22 protein-coding genes and 3 pseudogenes are annotated in these 26,428 nt (G+C 72.0%); 11 read left to right on the top strand and 14 right to left on the bottom strand.

What is annotated here, in order from left to right:
• Positions 1–475 precede the first annotated feature (475 nt).
• On the bottom strand, positions 476–850 hold the full coding sequence (locus ABZO31_RS32130; RefSeq protein ID WP_406865547.1) for an Lrp/AsnC ligand binding domain-containing protein: 375 nt from the start codon (positions 848–850) through the stop codon (positions 476–478).
• Here ABZO31_RS32130 and ABZO31_RS32125 point away from each other — a divergent pair.
• Positions 744–1,001 (top strand): annotated as a pseudogene (locus ABZO31_RS32125) (deaminase); the annotation flags it as partial. The gene ABZO31_RS32130 and the pseudogene ABZO31_RS32125 overlap by 107 nt on opposite strands.
• Before the next feature lie 259 nt (positions 1,002–1,260).
• Here the strand turns inward: ABZO31_RS32125 and ABZO31_RS32120 are convergent.
• The gene (locus ABZO31_RS32120) at positions 1,261–4,041 is read right to left on the bottom strand and encodes an AAA family ATPase (protein ID WP_406864846.1); all 2,781 of its coding nucleotides are present in this window, start codon (positions 4,039–4,041) and stop codon (positions 1,261–1,263) included.
• 205 nt (positions 4,042–4,246) lie between these two features.
• On the opposite strand from ABZO31_RS32120, the gene ABZO31_RS32115 reads away from it, so the two are divergent.
• The 3 genes from ABZO31_RS32115 (at position 4,247) to ABZO31_RS32105 (ending at position 9,266) form a co-directional block, all read left to right on the top strand.
• Positions 4,247–7,084 carry a helix-turn-helix transcriptional regulator gene (locus ABZO31_RS32115; protein ID WP_406864845.1) on the top strand — a complete coding sequence of 946 codons (2,838 nt, stop codon included), beginning with the start codon at positions 4,247–4,249 and terminating at the stop codon, positions 7,082–7,084.
• Positions 7,085–7,198: 114 nt separating this feature from the next.
• Entirely contained in the window at positions 7,199–8,119 is a 921-nt protein-coding gene (locus ABZO31_RS32110; protein WP_406864844.1) for an alpha/beta hydrolase, read from the top strand.
• Between the two features lie 190 nt (positions 8,120–8,309).
• Positions 8,310–9,266: a helix-turn-helix domain-containing protein gene (locus ABZO31_RS32105; RefSeq protein WP_406864843.1), complete on the top strand. Its 957-nt coding sequence runs from the start codon at positions 8,310–8,312 to the stop codon at positions 9,264–9,266.
• A gap of 65 nt (positions 9,267–9,331) precedes the next feature.
• Here ABZO31_RS32105 and ABZO31_RS32100 read toward each other — a convergent pair.
• The 11 genes and pseudogenes from ABZO31_RS32100 to ABZO31_RS32050 form a co-directional block, all read right to left on the bottom strand.
• Positions 9,332–9,538 (bottom strand): annotated as a pseudogene (locus tag ABZO31_RS32100) (oxidoreductase); the annotation flags it as partial.
• A pseudogene (locus ABZO31_RS32095) lies at positions 9,534–9,930 on the bottom strand (LLM class flavin-dependent oxidoreductase); the annotation flags it as partial. The pseudogenes ABZO31_RS32095 and ABZO31_RS32100, both read right to left, overlap by 5 nt.
• Positions 9,931–10,033: 103 nt before the next feature.
• Positions 10,034–10,870, bottom strand: coding sequence for an alpha/beta fold hydrolase (locus ABZO31_RS32090; RefSeq protein WP_406864842.1), 837 nt, complete (start codon positions 10,868–10,870; stop codon positions 10,034–10,036).
• Between the two features lie 882 nt (positions 10,871–11,752).
• Entirely contained in the window at positions 11,753–12,067 is a 315-nt protein-coding gene (locus tag ABZO31_RS32085) for a GNAT family N-acetyltransferase (RefSeq protein WP_406864841.1), read from the bottom strand.
• A gap of 44 nt (positions 12,068–12,111) precedes the next feature.
• Positions 12,112–12,846, bottom strand: a complete 735-nt coding sequence (locus tag ABZO31_RS32080; protein ID WP_406864840.1) for a GPR1/FUN34/YaaH family transporter — start codon at positions 12,844–12,846, stop codon at positions 12,112–12,114.
• A 14-nt stretch (positions 12,847–12,860) separates the two neighbouring features.
• The gene (locus ABZO31_RS32075) at positions 12,861–14,756 is read right to left on the bottom strand and encodes an amidohydrolase (RefSeq protein ID WP_406864839.1); all 1,896 of its coding nucleotides are present in this window, start codon (positions 14,754–14,756) and stop codon (positions 12,861–12,863) included.
• Positions 14,753–15,706 carry an alpha/beta hydrolase gene (locus tag ABZO31_RS32070; RefSeq protein ID WP_406864838.1) on the bottom strand — a complete coding sequence of 318 codons (954 nt, stop codon included), beginning with the start codon at positions 15,704–15,706 and terminating at the stop codon, positions 14,753–14,755. The genes ABZO31_RS32075 and ABZO31_RS32070 overlap by 4 nt, the downstream gene beginning before the upstream one ends.
• A gap of 248 nt (positions 15,707–15,954) precedes the next feature.
• Positions 15,955–17,382 (bottom strand): dihydrolipoyl dehydrogenase family protein, encoded by a 1,428-nt coding sequence (locus tag ABZO31_RS32065; RefSeq protein ID WP_406864837.1) that lies wholly within the window; start codon positions 17,380–17,382, stop codon positions 15,955–15,957.
• Entirely contained in the window at positions 17,382–17,960 is a 579-nt protein-coding gene (locus ABZO31_RS32060) for a Dps family protein (RefSeq protein WP_406864836.1), read from the bottom strand. Before ABZO31_RS32060 ends, ABZO31_RS32065 begins: the two co-directional genes overlap by 1 nt.
• A gap of 96 nt (positions 17,961–18,056) precedes the next feature.
• Positions 18,057–18,557, bottom strand: a complete 501-nt coding sequence (locus ABZO31_RS32055; RefSeq protein WP_406864835.1) for a DoxX family protein — start codon at positions 18,555–18,557, stop codon at positions 18,057–18,059.
• A 5-nt stretch (positions 18,558–18,562) separates the two neighbouring features.
• Positions 18,563–19,225 carry a hydrolase gene (locus tag ABZO31_RS32050; RefSeq protein ID WP_406864834.1) on the bottom strand — a complete coding sequence of 221 codons (663 nt, stop codon included), beginning with the start codon at positions 19,223–19,225 and terminating at the stop codon, positions 18,563–18,565.
• A gap of 505 nt (positions 19,226–19,730) precedes the next feature.
• Here ABZO31_RS32050 and ABZO31_RS32045 point away from each other — a divergent pair.
• Positions 19,731–20,435, top strand: coding sequence for a DUF2470 domain-containing protein (locus ABZO31_RS32045; RefSeq protein ID WP_406864833.1), 705 nt, complete (start codon positions 19,731–19,733; stop codon positions 20,433–20,435).
• A 65-nt stretch (positions 20,436–20,500) separates the two neighbouring features.
• Positions 20,501–21,394, top strand: a complete 894-nt coding sequence (locus tag ABZO31_RS32040) for an ABC transporter permease (protein ID WP_406864832.1) — start codon at positions 20,501–20,503, stop codon at positions 21,392–21,394.
• Here ABZO31_RS32040 and ABZO31_RS32035 read toward each other — a convergent pair.
• A complete protein-coding gene (locus tag ABZO31_RS32035) occupies positions 21,324–22,571 on the bottom strand; it encodes an SLC13 family permease (protein WP_406864831.1) in 1,248 nt (415 codons plus the stop codon). The genes ABZO31_RS32040 and ABZO31_RS32035 overlap by 71 nt on opposite strands.
• 224 nt (positions 22,572–22,795) lie before the next feature.
• Between ABZO31_RS32035 and ABZO31_RS32030 the strand changes: the two genes are divergently transcribed.
• The 5 genes from ABZO31_RS32030 (at position 22,796) to argJ (ending at position 26,420) form a co-directional block, all read left to right on the top strand.
• Entirely contained in the window at positions 22,796–23,209 is a 414-nt protein-coding gene (locus tag ABZO31_RS32030) for a hypothetical protein (protein ID WP_406865579.1), read from the top strand.
• A complete protein-coding gene (locus ABZO31_RS32025; RefSeq protein WP_406864830.1) occupies positions 23,109–23,444 on the top strand; it encodes an SIP domain-containing protein in 336 nt (111 codons plus the stop codon). The genes ABZO31_RS32030 and ABZO31_RS32025 overlap by 101 nt, the downstream gene beginning before the upstream one ends.
• An 85-nt stretch (positions 23,445–23,529) precedes the next feature.
• Entirely contained in the window at positions 23,530–24,186 is a 657-nt protein-coding gene (locus tag ABZO31_RS32020) for an isochorismatase family protein (RefSeq protein WP_406864829.1), read from the top strand.
• 45 nt (positions 24,187–24,231) lie between these two features.
• Complete coding sequence (gene argC / locus ABZO31_RS32015; protein ID WP_406864828.1) at positions 24,232–25,272, top strand: N-acetyl-gamma-glutamyl-phosphate reductase; 1,041 nt, start codon at positions 24,232–24,234, stop codon at positions 25,270–25,272.
• Entirely contained in the window at positions 25,269–26,420 is a 1,152-nt protein-coding gene (gene argJ / locus ABZO31_RS32010) for a bifunctional glutamate N-acetyltransferase/amino-acid acetyltransferase ArgJ (protein ID WP_406864827.1), read from the top strand. The genes argC and argJ overlap by 4 nt, the downstream gene beginning before the upstream one ends.
• Positions 26,421–26,428: the final 8 nt, after the last annotated feature.

Below are 26,428 nucleotides of genomic sequence, written 5' to 3'. Positions count from 1 at the left end.
TCAGACACCGGGGTCGCGGGCCTGACGCTCGGCAGCAGGTGCTGGCTGGTTGGAGCGGATGAACGCGCCTTCCGCCTGAAATCTGACGTCCGCCCAGGTAGTCACCGCCGATGAGCGGATCCTCCGCACCGAAGCGGAGGAGAGCGCCGACCTGTTCTGGGGCTCCGGAGCGACGGCGGCCACTTCGGCGTCGTGACCAGGTTCGGCTTCCAGCTGCATCCCGTACGGCGGAGACGTCGGACCGCTTCTCTACGTCGGGATGCAGCTGCACCGGCGCCCGGTCGCCGGACGGCTCGCGCGTTCTACCGGGACTGCATGGAGCCGGCGCCAACGCCTCGTAGCCGGTCCGTCATCATTCCTGGTCAGCCACCTTCTGTGGATACGGAGTTCGATCGAACTCCGCCCACGCCGCGTTCGGCGGCTAAAGGCAGTCCGGCATCGGCCGCGAGACGCACAAGCGGGGTGGCATACGCACCTACCTGACGATGTTCCCCCGAGGCACCCCCGGGCCGCGCAGCGGGAGCGTCCGGCTGAGGACGAGGTTGGTGGTGGTGGTCCCGAACTCGGCCAGTTCGTCGACGATCTCCTCCAGGTGGGCCATCGACGAGGCCGCCACCTTCATGACGTAGCAGTCGTCTCCGGTGGTGCGCAGGCACTCCAGGACCTCCGGGCGCTCCCCCAGCAGCCGGCGCAGCGGCTCGTGCCGGGTTCCCGGCCCCGGGTACTTAAGCCGGACCACCGCCAAACTCAAATTGGCGAGGTGGGCCGCAAGAGAGCTCGACTCGCAGACGGCGGCAGGCACCACGATGTACACCAGTTGCCAGCCGTGCGGGATGTGCGAGGCCGTCATCCAATGGGCAGGGCTGCGGCGAGTGGTGTTCGCCCTGTCCAACGAACAGCTCCTGGACATCAGGCCGGGCAGCAGCCGACCGCCCGTCCCGCAGGACGGCCCCGCGCTGCTCGAAGAGGTACGGGCCGCGGTCGAGCCCTACTATCGCTGACTGCCGGGCCCAGGGCGGAGCCCGCGGCCGGCTCTTGAGGTCCCGATCGCGAAAGGTAAGCCGAATCGGGACCTTGACGGGCGGCAGGTTCGTCCTCCGCTGCGCCCGACGCCTTCCCCTGCCGGCCCCACCGTCATCGGCGGCACCTCCCGGCGCCGAGGTCACCTCGCGCCGCCACGACATCGAGAAGATTGCCCATCACGCAAGACCGGCCAGCCCGCTCGGGCAGTGAGGAACGCCCGGCACGCCCTCAGGCGCTTCAACGGCCGAGGGCGTCCCGCAATTGGGCGCGCCCCGTGATGCCGAGCTTCGGGAAGATCTTGTGCAGGTGGAAGCCGATGGTGCGAGGGGACAGGTAGAGCCGGGCGCCGATGTCCCGGTTCGTCAGTCCCTCCGCGGCCAGTTGGGCGATCTGCAGCTCCTGCGGCGTCAGGCCGGCCAGGGCCTCCGGGGCGGTGGAGTCCGCCACGGTGACACCCGCTGCGCGGAGTTCGGCGGTGGCGCGCTCGATCCACGGGCGGGCGTCGAGCCGCTCGAAGACCTCCAGGGCGGCAGTGAGCAGGGGGCGCGCCTCCGCGGCCCGTCGGCGGCGTCGCAGCCATTCTGCGAAGTCCAGTTGTGTGAGGGCGCGTTCGAAGGGCCAGCGCGCGCCCTCGGGGTCGGCGAGTGCCGCGAGGAAGTGCGGCTCGGCGTCGTCGGGCGGGCTCAGCAGCGCCGTGGCGCGGTGCACGATCGCGTTCAGTCGGCTGGAGCGGGGCGATTCCAGGATGCCCTCGGCCGCTCGGAGCACGGCATGGGCGTCGTCCGCCCGGCCGACGCGCACGGCGGCCGCGGCGAGGTCGGCGAGGTGGTAGAGGGAGGCGTGGTGGTGCACGGGGACGGGAGGGGAATCCTGGGTGAAGACGCGACGGAGGTGCTCGTACGCCGCCTGGTGGTCGCCTTCCGCCAGCGCCGCCATGCCGAGGGCCTGGCAGTGACGGACGTACAGGCTTCGGGATTTGCGCAGTTCGATGCCGCGTACGGCCTCGGCGGCCCGCTCCCGCGCGCCGGTGTGGTCGCCTCGGACGGCACGCAGCGTGGCCTGGAGGATCGGTGCCCCCACGGCGACGTTCTCCGCGCCGGCTTCCGCGGCCAGGGAGAATGCCTCCTCGGCCGCGGCTCCGGCGGCCGTCCATGCTCCGCTGTCGAACTGGGCGAGGGCGAGGGCCTGGGTGACCGTGCAGTTGGTGCCGGCCGTGGCGGCCGGGCGGAAGTGGTCCATGGCCCGGCCGAGGAGCCGTATGGACAGGTCGGTCTCGTCAAGGATCCACGCGATCGCGCCGAGCACGATGAGTTCGCCGAGCGTGGTGGGATCCGCGAGCGGGCCTTCCCATGAGGTGCCCACCACGTCGTGCAGGCGCCGCAGTCCCTTCTCCCGGTCAGTGAAGGGCGCGGCGACCGCTTCCGCCCACAGGCGGTCGATCCGGTCCGGCTGCAGCGGGATCAGATCACCGATGCGCTGGAGTTCGGCACGGTAGAAGGGGTCGCCGGAGTTGTAGGCCGGGGTCGCCGCCGTTCCCAGCGCGTCCAGCGCCAGCCCGGGTGCAGCGGTGGCCATGGATTCCGCCACGGGCAGCAGGAATCCGAGGGCGTCCTGATGGCGGAGTGTGACGGACAGCGACCAGCCTCCGCACAGGGATGCCTGGGCGAGGAGTTCGGGGTCGTTCGTCAGGGTGCCCACGCGGGCCGCGATCTCGCCCACCCACTGCGGGTACCCGGCGTACATGGCGGAGACGGCGGCGGCGAGCAGGCGTCCGGCGCGGCGCTCCGCGTCCGGGGTGAGTTCGGCCGACCGTTCGAGCGCCGTGGCCGCGGCCGCGTATCCGCCGCGGCGCCGGGAGCGCTCGGCGCTCTGGGCCAGGACGTCGGCGACCTCCTCGTCCGGGCCGAACGCGGCCGCGGCCAGGTGCCAGGCCCGGCGGTCGGGTTCGTGGGCGAACGCGGCGGCGAGTGCCAGGTGGGCCTCGCGGCGGTCGGCGAAGGAGGCGGCCTGGTGGATCGCGAAGCGGATCAGCGGGTGGCGCAGCCGGACGTCGCCGTTCTCGACCCGTACGAGCCCGGCCTCCTCGGCCGGCCGCCAGACCTCGGGGTCGTGCAGGCCCGGGACGGCGTGCAGCACGTCGGAGAGCCGGTCGGTGCCGGCGGCCGCGGCCAGGAGCAGCGCGTGGCGGGTCTGCTGCGGAAGGCCGGGCAGGTCGGCGGCGAACAGACGCTCGAGCCGGGTGGTGAGGGGGAGGGATTCGATCGCGCCGGGCCGCTGGAGGCCCGGTCCCTTGGCGAACGCCCGCGCGAGTTCGATGAGGGCGAGCGGGTTCCCGGCGGCCTGTTCGATGATCTGGGCCCGGACCTTGCCGCGCGGCGGGTTCGGCTGCTCGTCCAGCACGAGACCGGCCTCCGCCCCGTCGAGGGGGCCGGTCGCCAGATGGGGGAAGTCGCGGTCGAAACGCGCCGGCACCGACTCCTCCCGTGCCGCGAGCAGCAGGGCCATCGGCTCGCCCTCCAGACGCCTCGCGACGAACGCCAGCACGTCCAGGGAGCCGACGTCCAGCCACTGGGCGTCGTCGACGACGAGGAGCAGGGGCCGTTCCGTCGCCGCCTCCGAGAGCAGGGTGAGCACGCCGGACCTGATCACGAGTGGCTCGGGGATCTGCCCGCCGTCGCCGTCGTCCATGCCGAACGCGTGCCGCAGGGCCTCGCGCTGCCGCGTCGGCAGCCGGTCGATGTCGTGGAGCACGGGGCGCAGCAGTTGGTGGACTCCCGCGAAGTCGAGGCCCTGTTCGCCCTCGCAGCCGCGTACCCGGAGCACCCGCCTGCCGCGTAGCGCGGCCACGTCGACGGCGTGGTCGAGCAGGGTGCTCTTGCCGGCGCCCGGCTCACCGGTCAGCACGAGCACCTTCGAGCCGGGGCCGTCCGCGGCCTCGACCAGTCTGCCGATCCACTCCAGCTCACGGGCCCTGCCCCGGATACCCCGCGTTCGTGCCTCGACGGCGCCGACGTCCATGCTCTCCCTCGTCCGCCCCACGGCTGCCCCGGACCGCCCAGTGGAACGGGGTCGACCGTGAAGTGCCTGTTCACAGCGTTGATGACATCCTGCCAGGCCGTCGTCCGGCATGACTGGTCACATGACAGAAGCGACCCGTTCTCCGTCCTGACAACATCCCCGCAGGGGCGTGAACCAGCCGCCCCGCGCGGGGAGTCGGAGTGCGATGACGGAGTGGGAAGCGGGACGCGCGGCTGTGCCGATCGGTCGTGACGAGGAGATCGACCTGATCCGGCGCTGCCTTGACGTAGGCTGCGGGCCGCAGGGTCTGCTCGTGCTCGGGGAGACCGGCACCGGCAGGTCCCGGCTGCTGCGGTTCGCCGAGGAAGCGGCCTCGGCGGACGGGGCCCGGGTCCTTTCGGCGCGGGGCTGGAGCGGGGAGGAGCCGGCGCCGTTCAGCTCGCTGCACCGGCTGCTGCTGCCGGTCCTCGACGTGCCGGACCTCTTTCCGGGGGACCGGTGGACCGTGCTCCATACCGCCTTCGGTCCGGATGCGGGAGCCGGGCCGCAAGAGCGACGAGCGCTCGGTGTCGTCGTGCTGGCCGTGCTCACCCGGCTCGCCCGGACGAACCCGATCCTGCTGGCGGTGGACGACGCACAGGACTGCGACGACGCCTCCCTGGACGTGCTGTTCTCCGTACGACGGCAGCTCACCAACCAGGCGGTGACCATGCTCTTCACCGCACGCGGCGCGGCTCCCCCGCCCGGGGTCCCGGCCGACCTTCCCGTCCTGCGGCTCGGCCCGTTGTCCCCCGGGGCGGCGGCCCGGCTCCTGGACGCACAACCCGATGCGCCTCGGGGGCGACTCCGCATCGACCTGCTGCGGCAGGCGGAGGGCAATCCGCTGGCGATCGTCGAGCTGAACCGGGCGTCGCACGTCGGCGCCGGACCGGGCTCTGCCCCGGGGGTGCTCACCTCGCGCCTGGACGCCCTCCCTGAGGACACGCGGCGCGCGCTGCTCTATGCCTCCGCCGCGCTGCGAGAGGAGGAACTCCGCGTCGTGATGGCCGCCTTGGGCACCGACGACCTCACGGTGTGGACCCCGGCGGAGGAAGCCGGCCTGATCGGCATCGTCGACGGCCGCGTCGCGTTCGGTCACCCGCTGACGCGTGCGGCGGCGTTCCACCGGCAGCCCGCGAAGCTGCGGCAGCGGGCCCACCGGGACCTGGCGGCGGCGGCGGTCCAGAGTCCGGCGTACCGGGCCTGGCATCTGGCCGCGGCCGCGATCGGCCCCGACGAGGCCGTGGCCTGCGCCCTGGAGCGGGCGACCGCCGTCCACGCCCTGCGTGTGGGAGACCGCTTCACCTCGGCGAAGGCGCTGGAACAGGCGGCGTGGCTCAGCGGGACCGACGCGGGCCGGGCCCGCCGCCTCGCCGCGGCCATGGCGGCGGCGAGCGATCTCGGGAATCCCGATTGGGTCCGCGACCTGTACACGGAGTTCTCCCGGATCAACCGCGACCCGGACCTGCGATGCGTCGCCGTCTGCGCCATGGCCGGCGCGCTGTCGCTGCTCTCGTTCCAACGAGAGGCCTTCGGGCTCCTCCTCGACCTGTGGCGGCACTCTCCCCCGCGTACCGCCAGCACCTCCCTCTCGCTCACCGCGCTCGCGGCGGCGATCGCCCACCAGTCCGGCCTGCCCGAGCACCGGGCGGAGTTGCCGCGCCTGCTCGACCACGCCAGGCAGGTGGTCCGGGAGATGCCCGAGACGCGGGACGACCGCGCCGAGTGCTCCGGAGCCGCGACGCCCGCCGGGCACCTGGAGCCCATGGACCGGGGTGGCTTCGCCGGGCTCACCGGCCCTGGAGTGCCGGCCGCCATGGACGCCTACGTGTCGGTGGGCATCGGGGAACACGGCGGCGACACGGCCCGCCAGGCGCCCGTCGCGCTGCCCGGACCGCTCGACGGCCCGGCTTCACCGGCCCGGCTGCTGGCCGACGCCTCGGTGGCGTACTACAGCGACGAGTCGGAACTGTGCGCAGAGATGCACCGGCAGGCAAGCACGGTGCCCGGTGCCTCCTGGGCATGGGGCCCGCGCGTGTGGGCTCTGCCGAGCCACGTGGACACCCTCATCGCCATGGGCCGCTGGCCGGAGGCCCAGGCCCTGATCGAAGAGGGGCGCTCCGACGCGGCCGTCCACCGGTTGACCCGTGTCGACATGGACCTCGAAGCACTGGAGGTGACGCTGCGCGCGTTGCGCGGCGACAGCCTGCCGGACGTCCCGTTCACCAGCCCGCACTGGCGCTCCGTCAACCTCGGTGAGAACCGCGCCACCAGGGCCAGGATGCTGCGCGCCGGCGGGCTCCACGCACTGGCCCTGGGAGACGCGGAGCGCGCGTTCCGTCACTTCAGGGCTCTGTTCGGCGAGGACGGATCGCCGATCGGCCCCTTCCTGCCTCCCCGTTCGATCAGCGAACTGGCGGCCACCGCACAGCGCGTCGGCCGAAAGGAGGAGGCATCACGCGTCCTCGGTGCGGTGCGGGCGGGGATGGGCGAGCGGCCGACGACCCGCATGACGCTCCTGATGCACCACGCGGCCGCGCTCGTCGACGAGGGTGCGAACCCCGAGCATCACTTCCGGCTGGCTCTGGTCAATCCTGCGGGGGACACGTGGCCGCTGGAACGGGCCCAGGCCCGTCTGCACTACGCGATCTGGCTGCGCAGGCGCCGAAGGCCCTTGGAGGCCCGTGCCCAGCTGACGGCGGTCCTCGAGGTGGCGGTGCGGCTCGACGCCAGGGCGCTCGCGGACGCGGCCCGCGGCGAGCTGCGCGCGACGGGTGCCGCCGACGTCTCCGCGTCCGCTTCCGGCGCGGCTGAGCGGTTGACCGAGCTGACGGCCCAACAGCAGCAGATAGCGCGGCTCGCCGCGGGTGGTCTGTCGAACCGCGAGATCGGCGACCGGCTGTTCCTCTCGCCGCGTACGGTGGGCTCGCACCTATACAACGTCTATCCCAAGCTCGGCATCAGCAGTCGCCATCAACTCCGGGACCTCCTGCAGGACAACTGACGTGCGATGAACGATCCCCCAGAGCGGCCCGAACGAGAGGCGGAACGCATGCGGCCGGACCCCGAGTGGGAGGCGCGCGCCGGACAACCGTCGCCCGTGGTTCTGGATCCTCTGGTGCGGCGCCTTCTCGACGCCTCGGCGGCACCGCCGTTTCTCCACGAGCTGGAGCCGGAGACCGCCCGTCAGGCGCTGCGGGAGTCCCAGGGCGACCGGATCAACGACTTCGACGTGGACGCCACCTTCCACGCGGCGCCCGTGGGGCCCACCGGTCTGGTCGGCTTCTGGATCTTCCGACCCACCGGTGTGGCGGGCCGGCCCCCCGTCATGCTCTACGTCCACGGCGGCCGTTGGATGCTGGGCGACGCCCAGACGCACGCGTGGCTCGTCAGCGAGCTGGTGCGCCACGCGGGCGTCGCGGCCGTCGTTCCCGAGTACAGCCGCACGCCCGAGAGCCGCTATCCGGTCGCCCTCGAGGAGTGCTACGCCTTGCTGACCTGGGCGTTCGGGCAGGCTGAACCGCTCGGACTCGACACCGACCGGCTCGCGGTCGCCGGCGACTGCGCGGGGGCCACCCTGGCCACGGCACTCACCCTCCTTGCGCGGGCGCGCGGGGGTCCGCGGATCCGCGCCCAGTTGTTGTACTACCCACTGACCGACGCCCGTTGCGACAGCCCGTCTCAGCGGCGGTTCGCGACGGGATATCTCCTCACTGGGGAGGCCGTGCGGTCCTACTGGCGACAGTACGTGGTCGATCCCCGGCAGCGCGACGAGCCCACCGCGTCCCCGCTGCGGGCGAGTACGGCCGCGCTGACGGGGCTGCCACCGGCGCTGGTCGTCAGTGCGGAGGCCGATGCGACCCGTGACGAAGCGGAGGAGTATGCGGACCGGCTGCGCCGGGCCGGTGTCGCCGCGACCGCGGCACGGTTCCAGGGCACGGTCCACGACTTCGCCTCCCTGACCGCGCTGCGCGACAGCCCGCCGACACGGGCCGCGGTTCGGCTCGGTGCCATGTTCCTGCGCAACCATCTGCGGTGAGGGCGACCGCGGGACTCTCTGCTGGTTCCTGACACGCCTGAGGGGCGCGGGCCGGGGCGCTGGACGAGTGGGGTACTGGGCAGTGCACCAGTCGGGTGACTGATGGCACCGGGGGCGAGCGATCCGAGGATGGACCTTGTACCCGACGCTCATCGGAGAGCGTCCGCCTGACCATGCCGGAGGGGTCGCGATGTCCGTCGTACTGTCCACACTGCCGCTCTCGCCGTCCGAGCGGGCGGACTACTGGCACAGTGTGGTCTCCGACACCTTCATTCCGCTGGACGTCGTGCTGCACGAGCGCGAGCCCTCGGTGGGGACGATCGCCACCGATCGGCTCGGGCCGCTCCAGTTCTCGGTGGTCGAGGCCGGTCCGCAGACGGTGTCGCGGCGCGCCGCCCTGATCTCCCGGGGCGGAGGAGAGTACCTGACCGTCACGCTCCAGCACCGGGGAACGGGACGGCTCACCCAGGACGGGGTCAAGGCCCTCGTCCAGCCCGGCACCTTCACCTGTTCCGACGCCGGCCGGCCGTACCGGAGGGAGCAGCTGGACGACTTCCGTTTCACGGCGATCCGGGTGCCGAAGAGTGTGCTGGGCGTGTCGGACGCCGACCTGCGGGCCATCACCGGGACCGTGTTCGACGGTCGCGGCGGCACGTCCGGAGTGGTTGCCGGATATCTTGAACATCTGGCGGATCGGGCCGCCGGGTTCGATCCGTACACTGGGCGGCAACTCGCGATGACCGCTGCGGATCTGCTGACGGTGTTGGTGCGTGAACGTCAGGGCCGGCTGAACCCCCATGCGTCGGAGGTGGCCCGCGGCATGCTGGTGCGTGTCAAGGAGTACATCCTGCGGCACCTGGCCGACCCCGATCTCTCTCCGGAGAGGATCGCGACCGCGCACCACATGTCCGTCCGGTATCTGCACAAACTCTTCCAGCCGGAAGGGACCACGGTGAGCCGTTGGATCCACCGCGAGCGCCTGGAGAGGTGCCGACGGGAGCTGTCCCGGTCGTCGCGGACGGCACCTGCCGTGTCGGCGGTGGCCCAGCGCTGGGGATTCACGAACCCGTCCCACTTCAGTCGGGCCTTTCGCACCGCGTACGGGATGTCGCCCCGGGAATGGCAGTCGAGCACGCGCGCCGCGTGAACGGGTGCGCGTGCTCGAGAATTCGTGCTCGGCAGGGCCATGCACAGGTGCCTGACTCCGCAGCCTCAGTCCAAGCGCAGGTCGGCGAGTTGCCGTTCAAGGGCGGTCACGTCGTCCTCGGGCTCGGCCCGGGGCGGGCGGGCCGCCATGAGCGCGGCCAGCTCGCCGCCCGCCCGCCGGACGCGCGCGGGCAGGCCGTCGGTGTACCCGTCTCCCCCTGGCCCCCAGTCCTCGGACGCCGCGTACACCGCGGTGGGAACGACGGCGGCGCGAGGATGCCCTGGCAGACGTCCTGGCCGAACCACGGGTACACCGGGCCGGTGTTGCCGCGCCCCAGCACGAGGTCGACCCTGCCGTCGGCCAGGTGCTGGAGCGTCGCGTAGTCTTCCGCGATCTTCACCGGGTCGTTGGTGGTGATCAGCGTCGTGGCGGTGGACAGGATCAGCTTCTCGGTGCGGGCGGCGATGTAGCCGAGCACGGTGGTCGGCGACGACGGAACGAACGGCGGGTTGTGGTGCTCGCCGGTCGCGAACACGTCCAGGCCGACCTCTTCGGCCTTGAGGGCGATGGCGACCGTCGCCTTGATGCGTTCGTGTTCCGACGGGGTACGGCCGGTGGTGGGGTCGGGGGTCACGTCCCCGACGGTGAATATGCCGAACTGCAACGGGTGTCTGCTCTCCTGAGCTCGTGTGGTTCTCGCGTCGGGAACCACGGAGCCGGGTGACTCCGGGGGCTCCGGTGTCACCCGGCGGGTCAACGGTGTGACGTCACTTCGCCAGGAAGGCGAGGAGGGCGGTGTTGACCTCCTCCGCGTGCGTCCACAGCAGGCCGTGCGGGGCGCCCTCGATCTCGACGTAGTCGGCGGAGGGAAGCGCCTTGTGGAAGGGGCGCGCGGTGCCCTCGGCAGGCAGGATGCGGTCGGCCGTACCGTGCAGGATCAGGGCGGGCACGTCGACGGACGGGATGTCGGCGCGGAAGTCGGTGTACCAGGTCGACGGCGCGGCGGACGCGGCGAAGAAGCCACCTCCGGCAGCGGTGTTCCAGCTGTTGCGGACCGCTTCCTCGCTGATCCGGATGCCCAGGTTCTCGTCGAGGTTGTAGAAGTCGTTGAAGAAGGCGGTGTAGTAGGCGTAGCGGTCGGCCTTCACGGCGGCGACGACTCCGTCGAAGAACTCCTTCGGGGCGACGCCGTCCGGGTTGTCGTCGGTCTTGAGCAGGCAGGGCTCGAGGGAGGCCAGGAAGGCGACCTTGGCGACGCGAGCGGATCCGTACGTGGACACGTATCGGGCGACCTCGCCGGTGCCCATGGAGAAGCCGACGAGGACGGCGTCCTTCAGGTCGAGGGTCTCCATCACGGTGTTGAGGTCGGCCGCGAAGGTGTCGTAGTCGTAGCCGGTCGTCGGCTGGGAGGACTGTCCGAATCCGCGCCGGTCGTACGTGATCACGCGGTGGCCGGCGTCGAGCAGCGCGGCGCTCTGCCGCTCCCAGGAGTGGCCGTCGAGCGGGAAGCCGTGGATGAGGACGACCGGCCGGCCCGTGCCATGGTCCTCGTAGTAGAGGTCGATGGCAGTGGTGTTCTCCTGGCCCACGGTGATGTAAGGCATGGGATGTCTCCTCGATACGAAGTAGCTGGTCCGCGCCTCGGTTCGGAGCGGAACGCCGTCACGCTACGGCCGGGAAATCGCCTTCCGTTGACTCCCCACGCACCACGTCTTGCCTATGAGCGCAGTGTTCTGCCGCACAGCGCCCGACGTGCCGCCGGCCCCCGCGATTCCTGCCTGTGGCCCTGCCCGGAGACGGAAACGGCCCGCTGCTCGGCTGTGAGGCACGGGCGGCAACGCGGGCCTCTCGCCCGTCGCCCCCCGGAGTCACTTCCCTGAGCGGAGGGCAAGGTGAGCTCGGTGAACGGCCCTCGCCCCGAAGGGCGACATTCACCGCGCACGGTAGAGGCCGGCGAAGTGCCCGTTCACCGGACAGTTCAGGCGCATCCAGGCAAGCGATGACGTGCGGGTGCTGGACCGGAGATTCCTCGCCACGGCCGAGCAGTCCGAGGGGGTGCCGTGGGTCGCTCCAACGGACCAGCCCCTGCCAGGAAGTCGGCGGCGCCCCGTACTCGGGCTTGAACCGGCGGCCGGCGACCCACACCGACACCTCCCCGTCGACACTGGCCCGTTCCGCCGCCCCATGGAGCAGCGCCGGCTCCACTTCGCGCCCCGTGAAGTCGCCCGCCGATCGCGGCGGCACGGCCGTAGCCGGCAGCACCTCCCGCTGCCTGGCGCCGATGGCCCGGACGCTCACCCCCCCAAACGCCGTGCGGGGCCCACCCCGAAGGGTGGGCCCCGCACGGCCCTCGAACCGGACCTCGGCTCAGTGGGCGGTGGACCGGACCGCGCCCTGGATCAGCTCGGCCACGGCCTTCGGCCGGCAGAGCATGACCAGGTAAGAGGAGTCGACCTCGACGACCGTCGGAGGCGGGCCGTGGCGCTTCAGAGGCCGAACCGGGCGCGGCGGGCCTCGGGCACCAGCTCGGTGTACTCGGGATGCCTGCCGATCCACCCCCGGACGAAGGGGCAGTACGGCAGGACGCGCAGCCCGCGGGTCCGGGCGTCGTCGAGGGCACCCCGGGCGAGCAGCCCGCCCAGGCCCTGACCGGCGAACCGGGTGGCGATCTCGGTGTGGATGAAGGCGATCTCGTCCTCCGAGAGGTGGTACTCGGCGAAGCCCGCGGTCTCGGTGCCGTCGTCGCCGGCGAGGATCTCGTACCGGGACTTCTCGGGCCGGTCCGTCACCTGCGGTTCCATGGGTGCTCCTGTGCGGTCGTGGTGCGACGGGGTCGGTGGGATGGTCAGAGCGTGCGGCGCACGCCCGCCTGGCGTTCCAGGTTGCGGAGCTGGACGGCCAGGTCGCCCTCGACGGCGAGGTGGGCGGGGCCGCTGCGGCCGATCGGCAGGACCTCCTCGCTGCGCATGTCCTCGAGCATCAGGGCGAACGCCGTGTACATCGCGACGAGCGCCACCGCGAGGCCGAGCGCACCGGACGTGCGCGTCAGCCATTCGCTGCCGGTGACGCCCCCGAGGCCGGTGGCCGCCCAGCGGGGCAGGGAGACCACCAGCACGAACCACAGCGCGCGCTTGGGCCGGGTCACGGCGGTCATCAGCGCTCCGAAGCAGAGGAGTGCCAGGTTGAACACGCCGAGGACCTGAAGGCCGTCGGCCGCGCCGCTGAGCATGACGAGCGAGTAGGGCAGCCAGCTGCCGGCGAACACCGCCATCAGCGTCGCCGCGATGACGTCACGGGCCCCGAAGGCAAGGACGCTCACCAGGAGTTGGAGAGCGAAGGCCGGCAGCACCGTGAGGGCGACGGCGCCGCGGGCCGCCTCGTCGAAGAGCCCTAGTTGCAGGCAGCCCGTCATCACGGAGGCGATGGCTATCGTGAAGAAGCCGAGCGGCATGGGCGAGGCGATGGGACGCAGGGTGATCCGGGTCATCGACCGGAGGTCCGGTTCGAAGCGGCGTCCCTGGGGCGCGTCCGGCGGGGTGGTCTGGGCGCCGCCGTCGGCGGCGGGGGAGGCTGTGCTCATCGTGTGGATCTCTCTCAGTGCTCGAAGCAGGGGTCGACGAACGACGGCTGCGTGTCGGGAACGGAGCCGCGCCCGACGCGCCACCGACGGTGCTGCTCGGACTCGGCTACGGCCTCGGCCACGAGCGACGCCTGGCGGGCACCCCCCTGACCCGACTGGTAGCCGCCGAAGTGGGCCACAGGGCTCCACTCCGGGCTGATCGGCGGAACGGCCTCGTCGAGTCCCTCGTACTCCGCGCTCGCATGGACGATCCGGCCGCCGACGACCGTGAGCACGGACTCGATATCGGGGATGACGTCATCGGACACGGTCAGAAAGTCGTCGGACAGGATCGCGAGGTCGCCGTACCAGCCCTCACGCAGGCTTCCCTTGACGTCCTGCTCGCCGGTGAGCCGCGCTCCCCCACGGGTGTAGAGGCCGAGGGCGGTCTCCCGGTCGATCCGGGTCCCGGCCGGGGAGAGCGCCGTGCCGCCGACGGTCCTGCCGGTCACCAGCCAGTGCAGCGCGATCCAGGGGTTGTACGAGGAGACGCGGGTGGCGTCGGTTCCGGCGGCGACGGTCAGGCCCCGGTCGAGCATGGCGCGGACCGGCGGGGCGTGGGCGGCGGCCTCGGCTCCGTACCGGTCGCGGAAGGCCGTGCCCTGGAAGGACATGCGGTTCTGGACGGACAAGGCGCCGCCGAGGGCGGCGATCCGGTCCAGGCTGTCGGCCGAGACCGTCTCCGCGTGGTCGAAGAGCCAGCGGTTGCCACCGGGGAAGAGGCCTTCCGCCGCGAGCTTCTCGAAGACGGCCAGATCGCGGCGGATCGTCTCGTCGTACGTCGCGTGGAGCCGGAAGCCCCAGCCGTTCTCCAGCAGGAGCCGGACGGCCGACTCGAACTCCGGCTCGTACCCGCCGAGTTCGGGACGGGGTTCGGAGAAATTCTCGAAGTCGGCGGCGGCCCAGGTCAGGTTCTCGCCCGCGCCGTTCAGCCGGAGCCACTCGTCCCCGTCCCCGGGCTTCACCATCTCGGTCCAGCGCTTCAGATCGGCGAGCTCCTGCCCGGCCGTCTGCGGGAAGAGGTGGTAGGCGATCCGCAGGGACAGCTCGCCCGACCTGGCGAGGTCGACGACGGTGGCGTAGTGGTCGGGAAAGTTCTGGAACCCACCCGCGGCGTCGACCGCCGAGGTCAGCCCGAAGCGGTTCAACTCGCGCAGGAAGTGCCGTGTCGACGTCCGCTTGTCGGCCTCGTCGAGGGCAGGCGCCTTGGCCAGGGTCGAGTACAGGATGAGCGCGCTCGGCGCGGCGAGGAGGACCCCGTTGGGCCGGCCGTCCCTGCCCCGTACGATCTGGCCGCCGCGGGGATCGGGAGTCTCCCGGGTGAATCCGGCGGCGCGCACCGCAGCCCGGTTCATCAGCGCCGACTGGTACAGGTGCAGGACGAAGACCGGGGTGTCGGGGGCGGCGGCGTTCAGCTCGGCGACGGTCGGCATCCTGCGCTCGGCGAACTGCTCGGCGGTCCAGCCGCCGACGACCCGGATCCACTGCCCCTTGGGGGTGCGGCCGGCCTGCTCCCGCAGCATCGCGAGGGCGTGACGGAGGCTGCGCACCCCGTCCCAGCGGAGCTCCAGGACATAGTTCAGGCCTCCCCTGATGACGTGCAGGTGCGAGTCGTTGAGGCCGGGGATCACCCGGCGGCCCAGGGCGTCCACGACCTTCGTGCCCGGCCCGACGAGGTGGGCGAGGTCGTGGTCGTCACCGAGCGCCGCGACCCGGCCGTCGCGGATCGCGACGGCACGGGCCTCGGGACGGGCGGGGTCTCCGGTGAACACCTTCGCGTTGCGGACGAGGAGGTCGGCCGGTACGGCTTCCTGGCGACGCGGGCCGGGGAAGAGGCCCGCCACGGGCATGCTCGTCGACGGCCCGGTCATGCGAGGGCCTTGCGCAGGGTGTCGGTGGCGAGACCGATGGCGAGTTCGGCGGCCTGCGTCTCGCGCAGCGCGTTCAGCATCACGAAGTCGTGGATGACTCCCAGGACGCGCAGGGCGGTGACGGGGACACCGGCGGCGAGGAGCTTCGCCGCGTACGCCTCGCCCTCGTCGCGCAGGACATCGGCCTCGGCGGTGATGACCAGGGCGGGCGGCAGGCCGGTGAGCTGCTCGGTGGTGGCGCGCAGCGGCGAGGCGGTGATCTGGGCGCGCTCGGCCTCTTCGGTCGTGTACTGGTCCCAGAACCACTTCATGGCGTCGCGGCGCAGGAAGTAGCCCTCGGCGAAGTCGTGGTACGAGTCGGTGTCGAAGCGCGCGTCGGTGACCGGGTAGAAGAGGACCTGGTGGGTGACGTGGACGTCGCCGCGCTGCTTGGCCATGAGGGTGAGGGCGGCGGTCATGTTACCGCCGACGGAGTCGCCCGCGACGGCGATCCGGGTGCCGTCGAGGTCCTTGTGGTGTCCCTCGCGGGCGATCCACTGGGCGACGCTGTAGTTCTGCTCGATGGCGACGGGGTAGCGGGCCTCGGGCGAGAGGTCGTACTCGGGGAAGACGACGGCCGCCCCGGTGCCGACGGCGAGTTCGCGGACGAGCCGGTCGTGGGTGTGGGCGTTGCCGAAGACCCAGCCGGCGCCGTGGATGTAGAGGATGACGGGGAGGGGGCCGGTGGCGCCGCGCGGGCGCACGATCCGGGCGCGGACGTCGCCGGTGGGACCGCCATGGACGGTGACCCATTCGTCGTCGACGGCGGGCAGCGGGAGGCCCTCCCCGCTCTGGACGTCGTCCACGGCCTTCCGGCCGTCGGCCACGGGGATCTCGTAGAGGAACGGCGGCTGGGCGGTGGCGTCGGCGAATGCCTGGGCGGCGGGTTCGAGGGTCGGCCGGTTGGGCATGAGGGTGCTCCTTCGAGGGGTGTGCTGGGCGGGTTGTGCGCGTCGGCTTCCGCCGGGCGGGTTCAGTGAGTGCTGCGCGCGGCGTCGAGGATCACGTCCGTGACCACGGCCGGGCGGGAGACCGGCACGGCGTGCGACGCGTCGACCTCGGTGATGTGCGAGCCGGCGCGCCGGGCCATCCATCGCTCGGCGGCGGGCGGGATGTTCTTGTCGGCGGTCGCGACCAGCGCCGTCGGAGGCCGTATGTGTCAGAGGCCGTACGCCTCGAGGAGACGCAGCCAGATCTCGCTGACCGTCGGAAAGGCGGGGACGGCGTGCCAGAGGCGCTCGAGTGGGACTTCTCCCACGATGGCGACGGTGGCCGTGTGGATCAGTTCGGTCGCCATCGGGCCGGTGAACGTGCAGCCGACGACGACTCCTCGGGTCTCGTCGACGACGAGCTTCGCGAAGCCGCGGTAGCCGTCCGCGTGCAGTGCGGCACCGGCCACGTCGTCGATGCGGTACTCCACCGCTCGTACGGCGATCCCCGCTTCGCGTGCCGCGCGTTCGGTGAGACCGACGCTCGCGAGCTCGGGCCGGGTGAAGACCGCCTGCGGGACGGCGATGCGGTCGGCCTGCGCGCTCCAGGCCTGCCAGGCGCCGGTGGCGGCCGGCCGCCCCGCGGCACGCTCGGTGATCGCCGCGGCGCAGGCGCGGGCCTGGTACTTGGCCATGTGGGTCAGCGGCGCACGGTGGTTGACGTCGCCTATGGCGTAGAGCCAGTCGCGTTCCAGGGCGGTGACGCGGCAGGAGTCGTCGACCGGGAGCCATGCACCGGCGGGCAGCCCGACGGTCTCCAGGCCGAGGTCGGCGGTGCGCGGCCGCCGGCCGACGGCGGCCAGGACCTCGTCGCAGGCGAGGGTGGCGCCGTCGTCGGTCTCCACGGTCACGGTACGGGTGGCCGGGTCACGGTCGACCCGGGTGGCCGAGGCCCCGAAGCGGACCGTGACACCCAGAGCGGTCAGGCCGCGGGCGACCTCTTCTCCGGCACACGGCTCCCAGCCGGTGAGGAGGGCCTGGTCGCGGACGAGCAGGGTGACGGAGGAGCCGAGCGAGCGCCATGCGGTGGCCATCTCGCAGGCGACCACTCCCCCGCCGATGACGACGAGCCGCTCGGGCACCGCATCGGCGGTGGTGGCCTGCCGGTTGGTCCATACGCCGATGCGGTCGAGCCCTTCGACCGGCGGCAGGGCAGGTTCCGTACCGGGGCCGAGGACGACCGCGCGCCGGGCCCGCAAGGTGCGGACCGTGCCGTCGGCCCCGGTCACGTCCACCCGGCGCTCTCCGGCGAGCCGCCCGTGTCCTCGTACGAGGGGAATGCCCGCGCCTTTCAGCCAGTCGGCCTGGCCGGTGTCGTCGCCGCGCCCGGTGAAACGGTCCCGGCGGGTGAGGACGTGCGCGGGATCGAGGTCCGCCGCGACGGCCTGCCGGGCCCCGTCGACCGACCGTGCGGCCTCCCGGGCGGCGCCGGGCCGCAGCAAGGCCTTGCTCGGCACGCACGCACGGTACGAGCATTCGCCGCCGACCGCCTCGGCCTCGACGACGACGGCGGTGAGCCCCGACCGGACGAGCCGGTCGGCGACGACCTCACCCGCCGGTCCGCCACCGACGACGACGACGTCGTACGCATCCTCCATCAGCCGCGCACCAGAGGGGTGTCCACGAGATGCTCGGCCAGGAACCACACCTGCGCCTCGCCGGTACGGATGACCTCGGAGACGAGCAGGTCGGTGCTGCCTTCGTCGCCCTCTGACGAGATCCGGGCGGCGGCGTCCCGGGCGTCGATCAGGATCCGCTCGTGCGCGTCGAGGAGCCGCGACAGCATGACCGGGACCGGCTCCACGCCGTCCGGCGGCCGGGGAATCGCGGTCAGCTCGGCGACGTGGCGCGGGTCTCCGACGGCGACGCCGCCGAGGCTCTGGACCCGCTCGGCCAGCACGTCCACGATGGCCAGCTGGGCCTCCGCGTGCTTGTCCAGCATCAGGTGGAGCGAGTAGAAGGTCGCCCCGCGCATGAGCCAATGGTGCTTCTTGTAGAGGGCATGGAGGATCTGCGTGTCGGCGAGGACGCGGTTGAGCCGCTGGCAGGCGTACATGCGGGTGTCGTGACCGAGACCGATCGGCAGTTGCTTGAGGGTGCCGAACGTCTGGGTCTCGGCGCCCTTCTGGTGCAGCAGCGGCTGGCCGCCGCCTCGCGTGGGTGTGGTGGTGTCCATCAAGTGCTCCTGGTCGACTGGTCGGGAAGAAAGGGAGGGCCCGGCCGCCCGGTCGGGGGTGCTCGGGCGGCCGGACCCGGTCTGCGCGGCTCGCGCTCAACGCTCGCCGGCAACGGCGGGCCGGTGCAGGACAAGCCGGGTGAGCAGCCCGCTGCCGAGCCCGGTCACGAGCGCGAGGGCCGCCCACATGAGCGGGTACGGGGTGAGGCCCAGGGCCGCATCGAGGGACCAGGCGCCCGGTCCGGTGGCGGCGAGGGCGGCGGCGGTCCCGATGAGGACGAGCGGGTACTCGTAACCGTCGTTCTGCACCCAGAGGCCGTGGCGCCATTTCACGGTCAGGGCAACGGTCATGACCCCGATGGCCCCGGTGGCGGCGAGCGGGGTCAGGAAGCCGGCGGCGAGCATCAGCCCCGACCCGATCTGGCCGCCGCCCGCCGCCAGGGCGGTGAGGGCTCCGCCGCGGAAGCCGTCGGCGCGGAACTCCTCGGTGCCGCCCTCCAGCCCCTTGCCGCCGAGGTGCCGGCTGACCTTCTGCACCCCGTGGCCGGCCACGAGCAGTCCCACCAGCAGCCGCAGGATCAGAATGCCGGTGTCCACGGAGGTCAGCCGGCGGCGTGCGCGCCGATGACGCTCTGCGCGTACACGACACCGAGGCCGTACGCGCCCGCGTGGGCCTTGACGATCTCCATGACCGCGCCGTACGTCTCCTGGCGCGCCCAGTCCCGCTGCAACTCCAGGAGGACCTGCACCCAGGTCACCGGGACCGCGCCGGCGGCCACCATCCGCTGGAGCGCGTGCTCGTGGGCCGCCGGGGTGACGCCGCCGGAGGCGTCGGCGACCACGTACACCTCGTATCCCTGCCCGAGCGCGGAGAGCGCGGGCAGCACCAGGCAGACCTCGGTCCACAGACCCGACAGGATGATCTTCTTGCGCCCGGTCGCCTTGACCGCCGCCACGAGCGCCTCGTCCTCCCAGGCGTTCATGGTCGTGCGGTCGATGATCTCGTGCTTCGGAAAGACCTCGGCGAGCTGCGGCAGCAGCGGCCCGGAGAACGACTCGGCAGCGACCGTGGTCAGGACGGCCGGCACGTCGAACGCCTTCGCCGACTTGGCGAGACCCACGGTGTTGTTGATGATCGCGGCGCGGTCGCCGCTTCCGGTGCCGAAGAACATCTGCGGCTGGTGGTCCACGAAGAGCATGACCGAGTTGTCGGGCGTGAGGAGGTCCACGCTGGGGGCGGCCTGCACCTTGGTGACGTCGAACATGAGGGGTCCTCTCAAAGCAGTCGATACCGCACCGTCCGCGTTTCGCGGTTCGGCACACCCGAAAACTAAGACCGGCTCGCCCGACCGAGTTTTCCGTCCGTGCCCAGGAGTTGGCACGACAGCGCACTACGTCAAGCGCCCGCAGACCCTCCGGACGGGAGCACGGCAGCTCAAGTGGCACCAAGATCCGGACCATTTCCGGCCCAGCCCCTCCAACGAGCTGTACGGGTCGCCGTTCTCGCTGATCAGCATGGGTGCGGCTGCAGTACCGCCATGAGAAGGACGGCGAGGCCGGGCCGGGGCGGCGCGTCCCGCAAGTGGAGCGCAGGCGCATGCAGGGAGCCAATCGTCTGATGCCGTCATCGGGCTTGAGGAGCAAGCCCATGCCTCAGGCGAGCCGTCGGACCAAGGGGGCCCCGGAATTCCTGACGTGACATCAGACAGTATGGGTTAGGTTAGGCTTACCTAAGCGCCTTCTGCTTTCGCCACGCCTCCTGGAGCACCCATGCGCCTTCGCACTGCCCGCGTCACGCAGCCGACTCCCGCCGAGCGGATGCGGTCGATCATCACGGTGGCCCACTCCATGACCGTCGTGACCGACGGCCACCGCCATGAGGTTCACAGCATCGACGGCTCGGCCGCGATGGGCCGCATCCACCTCCACGAGCCCGCCGAAGACCTCGGTGACGGCCACGGGACTCCTCACCTCCCCATCCGTGTCGAGCTCACCGACATCGCCCCCACGCCCGTCCGTGATCGTCTGCGCGCCCGCGTGACGCTCACGGGTCTCGTGGCCGCCCCCTACAGCGCGGAGACCACCGAGAGCACCTGCATGCGACTCGGCCAGGCGGTCCTCGAAGACGGCGAGGGACGCACGTACGTCCCGCTGACCCAGTTGGAGACGGCGGAACCCGACCCCCTCGCGAGCTGCGAAGCGGCCATGCTCCACCACCTCGTCGCCGACCACCCCGATCTGGTCACCCGTCTCCTCCGCCTCGCCGCACCGGGTCTCAAGCGCGACCTCGTTCGCGCCCTGCCGCTCGCGATCGACCGCTACGGCATCAGCCTGCGCCTCGAACGTCCTACCGCGCAGCACGACGTACGGCTGCCGTTCCCCACCCCCATCACGGACGTCGACCAGGTCGGACCCCGGATGCACGCCCTGCTGACCGCAGCCCGCCGGGCGTCCCACTCCCGACTGTCCGCCTGAGTCCGCCCCGGCCTCGTACTCGGACGCCGCCACGTGCTGCCTGCTCGGCGGGGTAGCGATGTCACATGCGTCTCGCCGTCGAACCCCTGCTCCCCGTCGACACTTCGCTCGCCGTGGCACTCGTCGTGTTGCTCCTCGTGGCCACCCTGGCGGCCACGTTCTTCCGGTTGTCCCCTGACGGATCGTTCGGGCGGGCCCAGGAGATCGTGACGGCCGGACTGCGGGCGGCCGTGCAATTGGCCGCCGTGTCGGCGGTGATCGGCTGGGCCGTCCGCCACACCGCGGCCCTGATCGGGTTCCTGCTCCTGATGCTCGCCGTCGCGGCCAGAACCGCCGGGCGCCGGATCACCACGAACGGGACCTGGTGGTGGGCGGCCCTGCCCATCGCCGCCCCGGTGGTGCCCACCGTGGTCTGCCTCGTCGCGGCGGGGCTGGTGACCGTACCCGGCATCGCCATCGTCCCGGTGAGCGGAATCCTCATCGGCGGCGCCATGACCGCGACGGTCCTGGCCGGACGCCGTGCGCTGGACGAACTCGACCTGCGGAACGGCGAGGTCGAGGCGGGCCTCGCACTCGGTTTCACGGAGCGCGACGCTCGGCTCGAAGTGGCCCGAGCCGCGACCTCGGACGCGCTGCTGCCCGCCCTGGACCAGACCCGCACTGTCGGCCTGGTCACGCTTCCGGGAGCCTTCGTCGGCATGCTCCTCGGCGGCGCCTCCCCCTTCATGGCCGGCGCGGTCCAATTGTTCGTTCTCATCGCCCTGCTCGCCGTCGAGGCGATCGCCATCGCCCTGACCCTCGAACTCGCCGCCCGCGGCACGATCCATCGTCACGCCGAACGCGAACCACAGCCCCTGCGGCGTTCCCCGACGTCGTGGACTCCGAGGTTTACGGACCCACGACCTTCAACGAGGTCCACAGGGCGACGGTGGAGGCGAGGAGGGCCGCGGGGACGGTGAGCAGGCCCAGGCAGGTGAACTCCTTCAGCGCGATCTCGTGGTCATGGCGGTGCGCGATGCGCCGCCACAGGAGCGTCGCCAGCGAGCCGGCGTACGTGAGGTTGGGGCCGATGTTGACGCCCAGCAGGACAGCAAGGACGGCGCCGGGGCCGTCGGGGGCGGCCAGCGGGACCAGGGCCAGGACGGCGGGAAGGTTGTTGATCAGGTTGGCCAACAGGGCCGCGAGTGCCGCGGTTGCGAGCAGCGCGGGCAAGGAGGTGCCGTCGGGCATCAGGCCGCCGAGCGCGTCGCCGAGTCCGTTGTCGACCACGGCCCGCACGACGACGCCGAGGGCGAGGACGAAGGCGAGGAACGGCAGGGCGGCGGAGCGGACGATCGCGGCCGCAGTGGTGCGGCGCCGAGCCAGCGCGCGTACCGCCATCACCGTGGCACCGGCGGCCGCGGCCCAGGCCGGGTCGACGCCGAGGGCGGAGGCCACGGCGAATCCGGCCAGAGTCGCCGCCACGGTGACGAGCGCGAACAGCGGCAGCTCCGGGGGCTCGTCCGGCTCCGCCGGCTCGGCGGGTGCGTCGAGGTCGGCGGCGAAGAAGCGGCGGAAGACCGCGTACTCGACGGCGATGGCGGCCAGCCACGGCAGCGTCATCAGCAGGGCGAAGCGGGTGAAGCTCAGTCCGGCGGCGGTGAACGCGAGCAGGTTCGTCAGGTTCGACACCGGCAGGAGAAGCGAGGCGGTGTTCGACAGGTGGGCGCTCGCGTAGACGTGGGGCTTGGGCCGGGCGCCCATCCGTGCGGCGGTGGCGAAGACCACCGGGGTCAGCAGGACCACGGTGGCGTCCAGGCTCAGCGCCGCCGTGATCGTGGACGCGAGAGCGAAGACCGCCCCGAGCAGGCGCCGCGGCCGGTGGCGGGACCAACGCGCCATCCAGGTCCCGCAGGCATGGAAAAGCCCCTCGTCGTCGCAGAGCCTGGCCAGTACCAGCACCGCGGCCAGAAAGCCGATCACCGGCCCGAGCCGGGCGGCCTCCTCCTGTACGTCGGCCATCGGAATCGCGCCGGCGGCGACCACGACAGCGGCGGCGGGCACCGCGAAGGCGGCCTCCGGCCAGCCGAAGGGACGGACGACGGCGCACACCAGCACCACGACCAGCGCGGCGACTGACAGAAACTCCCACTGCATGGCCTCGATCATCCAGGCCGGATCGTCACGAGGAAGCGGCGCCCCCTCCAGGCGTAGGAGTACGGCGACAGGTCCGACTTCCCACGTGACGTGCATCACGTTCCCGTCTCGGCACTAGGCAGGGCCCGGGCAGAAAGTAAGGTTAGCCTTACCTTAATTCGAGAGGTGCTAACGCGCCGACCGATCGAGGGTCACCGATTCGACTTGTCCCGCATGGAGTCCCGTTGAGCACTCACGCCACCGTCGCCCCTACCGGGCCGACCGCAGCGGAACACGTGCGCACCGTCCTGGCGCGCGCGGTCTCACTGTCCCTCAGGACAGCCGGACAGGATGACGACCTGATCGGCATGCACTCCGTCGGCACCGACGGCCGCGTCACGCTCCGCCCTCGGGCCGGCAGTCCGCTGACCCGACAGGTCGCCGAATCGCCGGACGGCGGCCTGGCCGCCCTGCTCGAGCTCACCGACGTCGCCCCGACCGTGGTCCGCGACCGCGTACGGGCGAGGGTGACGGTCTCCGGTCGGCTCACCCCGACGGATGGTGACGAGCTGCGACTGGAAGCCGCACGCGTCCGGCTCGGCACTCCGGCAGGATCGGTGGACATCGGCCTGGAGGAGTCCCCATCCCCTGGACCATGAGTATCTCCCTGGCCGCCCAGCGCACCACGAGATCACCCCGGTACCGCGACAGAAGGCCGGGGCCCATCTGGCGGAGACGGTGAAGCAGGCGCTGACCGGTCTCGTGGACGAGAGCTCCTACCTCTGGATCGCCTGCGACACCACGACCATCCGCGCGCCGGCCGGCCGGCTTCGCGCAAGCGCCTCGCCCTGCCCAAAGCAGTTGCACGCTCTCGGCTACTGGCGTGCGGCCTGAGCGCAACCGCCGTCCACGGCGTACAGAGACCAGACCGATTCCGCAGGCTCGGCCACGAGCCGGATCAGCAAGGGAGGGACCCGTCATGGGCTTGCCTGTCATCGAGTCCTATGCCATGCCGGACCGGGCCGGCCTCCCCCGCTCGTGCGCCTCCTGGACCATCGATCCCGCCCGAGCCGCGCTCCTCGTCCACGACATGCAGCACCACTTCGTCCGGGCCTTCCCCGCGGGGCGGTCGCCCGTCGTGGAGCTCGTCGAGAACATCGCAGCGTTGCGGGAACTCGCGGGAACGCTCGGCATGCCGGTCGTCTTCAGCGCCGAACCCGCCGCCCAGTCACCCTCCCGACGTGGCCTCGTGGCCGATGTCTGGGGTCCGGGCATCGGAGCCGAGCCCGAGGACTCCGCGATCGTGGCGCCGCTCATACCGCGCACCGGCGAGCATGTGCTGCCCAACGTGCGCCCCAACGCCTTTCTCCGCAGCCATCTGGGACGCCTGCTCCGCGACGAGGGCCGCGACCAGCTGATCGTCTGCGGCGTCTACGCCCACCTCGGCGTCCTGCTGACCGCCGCGGACGCCTTCATGAACGACATCCAGCCCTTCGTCGTCGCCGACGCCGTGGCCGACTTCTCCGCCGAGGAGCACGCCATGGCCCTTCGCTGGGCCGCGCGCAGCGGTGTGGTCTGCACGACCGAGGCGCTGCTGCGCGACCTGCTGCTCGGCAGGGTCCCGCGCGATGCCTGACGACACCCCCTTCAACCGCAGCTCGACAACAGGAGACGGAAGAACATGGCCCTACGGGTCGCGGTGGCCGGCGCCAGTGGCTACGCCGGCGGAGAGATCCTGCGTCTGCTCACCTCGCATCCCGAGGTGGAAATCGGCGCCGTCACCGCCCACAGCAGCGCGGGCCGGACACTCGGGGAGGTACAGCCCCAGTTGAGCGGCCTGGCCGACCGGGTCCTCAAGGGGACCTCGGCAGTCGCGTTACGCGGGCACGACGTGGTCTTCCTCGCCCTGCCGCATGGCCAGTCGGCTTCCCTGGCCCGCGAGTTGGAGCCCGGCACACTCGTCGTCGACTGCGGCGCCGACTTCCGCCTCCGCGATCCGGCCGACTGGAGACGGTTCTACGGAACCGAGCACGCGGGCACCTGGCCGTACGGGCTCCCCGAACTGCCGGGCGCCCGCGACGAACTCAGGCGCGCCACCCGAATCGCCGTTCCCGGGTGTTTTCCGACCGCGGTGACGCTGGCGCTGTACCCCGCCCACGCGCGACGCCTGGTGGAACCCGAGGCCGTGATCGTCGCGGCCAGCGGCGTCTCGGGAGCCGGGCGGGCGCTCAAGCCCCACCTGCTCGGCTCCGAGGTGATGGGGTCGATGACCCCGTACGGGGTCGGCGGCGGCCACCGGCACACTCCCGAACTCACGCAGAACCTCTCCCGGGTGGCCGGCGAGCGCGTGACCGTGTCCTTCACCCCGACGCTGGCCCCCATGCCGCGCGGCATTCTCGCCACCTGTTCGGCTCGGCTCCGGACGGGTACGCCCGCGGACGGTGGCGAGGAGGAGGTACGCGCGGTCTTCGAAGCGGCGTACGCGGAAGAGCCGTTCGTCCAGCTGCTCCCGCCCGGCAGGTGGCCCTCCACCGCCTCGGTACTCGGATCCAACACGGTTCAGGTCCAGGTCGCCGTCGACCCCGAGGCGCGCCGCCTCGTCTGCGTGAGCGCGATCGACAACCTGACCAAGGGCACCGCCGGTGGCGCGGTGCAGTGCATGAACGTCGCGCTCGGCCTGCCGGAGCGGCTGGGCCTGCCCACGAACGGAGTGGCTCCATGACCGTGACCGCTGCCCAGGGGTTCCTCGCGAGCGGTGTGACCGCCGGGATCAAGGAGTCCGGGGATCCCGATCTCGCTCTGGTGGTGAACCGGGGACCGTCCCGCGCCGCCGCCGGCGTGTTCACCTCCAACCGCGTGCAGGCGGCGCCCGTCCGCTGGTCCCGGCGCGTGCTCGCCGACGGGCGTGTCTCCGCCGTCGTCCTCAACTCCGGTGGGGCCAACGCCTGTACGGGTGAGGCGGGCGCGTACGACGCCCGGACCATGGCGGAGCGCACGGCAGACGCCGTGGGCGTGGACGCGGACGAGGTCGCCGTCTGCTCCACCGGCCTGATCGGCGTCGGGCTGCCCATGGACCGCGTCGTGGCCGGCATCGCCACCGCGGCGGGCGCCCTGTCGTCCGACGGCGGCACGGACGCGGCTGTGGCCATCAGGACGACGGACTCGGTGCACAAGACCGCCGCCGTCTCCCGGTCCGGCTGGACGGTCGGCGGCATGGCGAAGGGCGCGGGCATGCTCGCCCCGGGGCTTGCCACCATGCTGGTGGTCCTCACCACGGACGCCGACGCGAGCGGCGCGCTGCTCGACTCCGCGCTGCGCTCCGCCGTCCGCACGACCTTCGATCGGGTGGACTCGGACGGCTGTATGTCCACCAACGACACCGTGCTGCTGCTCGCCTCGGGAGCCTCGGGCGAGGTTCCCGAAGCCGGGGAGTTCGCCGAAGCCGTGCACGCCGTCTGCCTCGACCTGGCCCGGCAGTTGGTCGCGGACGCGGAGGGGGCGTCCAAGGAGATCGAGGTGGTCGTGGTCGGCGCGGCCTCGGAGCGGGACGCCGTCGTGGTGGGCCGCTCGGTGGCCAGGAACAACCTCCTCAAGTGCGCTCTGCACGGCGAGGACCCCAACTGGGGCCGAGTGCTCTCGGCGATCGGCACGACGGACGCCGTCTTCGACCCTGACCGGCTGGACGTGGCGATCAACGGCGTATGGGTGTGCCGGGACGGCGCTGCGGGAGAGCCACGGGAGAAGGCGGTCCTGTCGGGACGCCGCATCGCCGTCACGGTCGACCTGCGCTCCGGCGACGAGTCGGCGGTCATCTGGACCAACGACCTCACGGCCGAGTACGTCCACGAGAACAGCGCCTACAGCTCTTGAGCGAGATG

The organism is Streptomyces solicamelliae (assembly GCF_045348655.1).
Classification (GTDB): domain Bacteria; phylum Actinomycetota; class Actinomycetes; order Streptomycetales; family Streptomycetaceae; genus Streptomyces; species Streptomyces solicamelliae.
This window is presented reverse-complemented; position numbering and strand designations above follow the sequence as displayed.

Excerpts from the sequence above, each read along its gene's own strand:
- ABZO31_RS32130 (WP_406865547.1), bottom strand. The coding sequence starts at position 850 with ATGACGGCCTCGCACATCCCGCACGGCTGGCAACTGGTGTACATCGTG.
- ABZO31_RS32120 (WP_406864846.1), bottom strand. The coding sequence starts at position 4,041 with ATGGACGTCGGCGCCGTCGAGGCACGAACGCGGGGTATCCGGGGCAGG.
- ABZO31_RS32115 (WP_406864845.1), top strand. The coding sequence starts at position 4,247 with ATGACGGAGTGGGAAGCGGGACGCGCGGCTGTGCCGATCGGTCGTGAC.
- ABZO31_RS32105 (WP_406864843.1), top strand. The coding sequence starts at position 8,310 with ATGTCCGTCGTACTGTCCACACTGCCGCTCTCGCCGTCCGAGCGGGCG.
- ABZO31_RS32090 (WP_406864842.1), bottom strand. The coding sequence starts at position 10,870 with ATGCCTTACATCACCGTGGGCCAGGAGAACACCACTGCCATCGACCTC.
- ABZO31_RS32085 (WP_406864841.1), bottom strand. The coding sequence starts at position 12,067 with ATGGAACCGCAGGTGACGGACCGGCCCGAGAAGTCCCGGTACGAGATC.
- ABZO31_RS32080 (WP_406864840.1), bottom strand. The coding sequence starts at position 12,846 with ATGAGCACAGCCTCCCCCGCCGCCGACGGCGGCGCCCAGACCACCCCG.
- ABZO31_RS32075 (WP_406864839.1), bottom strand. The coding sequence starts at position 14,756 with ATGACCGGGCCGTCGACGAGCATGCCCGTGGCGGGCCTCTTCCCCGGC.
- ABZO31_RS32070 (WP_406864838.1), bottom strand. The coding sequence starts at position 15,706 with ATGCCCAACCGGCCGACCCTCGAACCCGCCGCCCAGGCATTCGCCGAC.
- ABZO31_RS32065 (WP_406864837.1), bottom strand. The coding sequence starts at position 17,382 with ATGGAGGATGCGTACGACGTCGTCGTCGTCGGTGGCGGACCGGCGGGT.
- ABZO31_RS32060 (WP_406864836.1), bottom strand. The coding sequence starts at position 17,960 with ATGGACACCACCACACCCACGCGAGGCGGCGGCCAGCCGCTGCTGCAC.
- ABZO31_RS32050 (WP_406864834.1), bottom strand. The coding sequence starts at position 19,225 with ATGTTCGACGTCACCAAGGTGCAGGCCGCCCCCAGCGTGGACCTCCTC.
- ABZO31_RS32045 (WP_406864833.1), top strand. The coding sequence starts at position 19,731 with ATGCGCCTTCGCACTGCCCGCGTCACGCAGCCGACTCCCGCCGAGCGG.
- ABZO31_RS32040 (WP_406864832.1), top strand. The coding sequence starts at position 20,501 with ATGCGTCTCGCCGTCGAACCCCTGCTCCCCGTCGACACTTCGCTCGCC.
- ABZO31_RS32035 (WP_406864831.1), bottom strand. The coding sequence starts at position 22,571 with ATGCAGTGGGAGTTTCTGTCAGTCGCCGCGCTGGTCGTGGTGCTGGTG.
- ABZO31_RS32025 (WP_406864830.1), top strand. The coding sequence starts at position 23,109 with ATGGTGACGAGCTGCGACTGGAAGCCGCACGCGTCCGGCTCGGCACTC.
- ABZO31_RS32020 (WP_406864829.1), top strand. The coding sequence starts at position 23,530 with ATGGGCTTGCCTGTCATCGAGTCCTATGCCATGCCGGACCGGGCCGGC.
- argC (WP_406864828.1), top strand. The coding sequence starts at position 24,232 with ATGGCCCTACGGGTCGCGGTGGCCGGCGCCAGTGGCTACGCCGGCGGA.
- argJ (WP_406864827.1), top strand. The coding sequence starts at position 25,269 with ATGACCGTGACCGCTGCCCAGGGGTTCCTCGCGAGCGGTGTGACCGCC.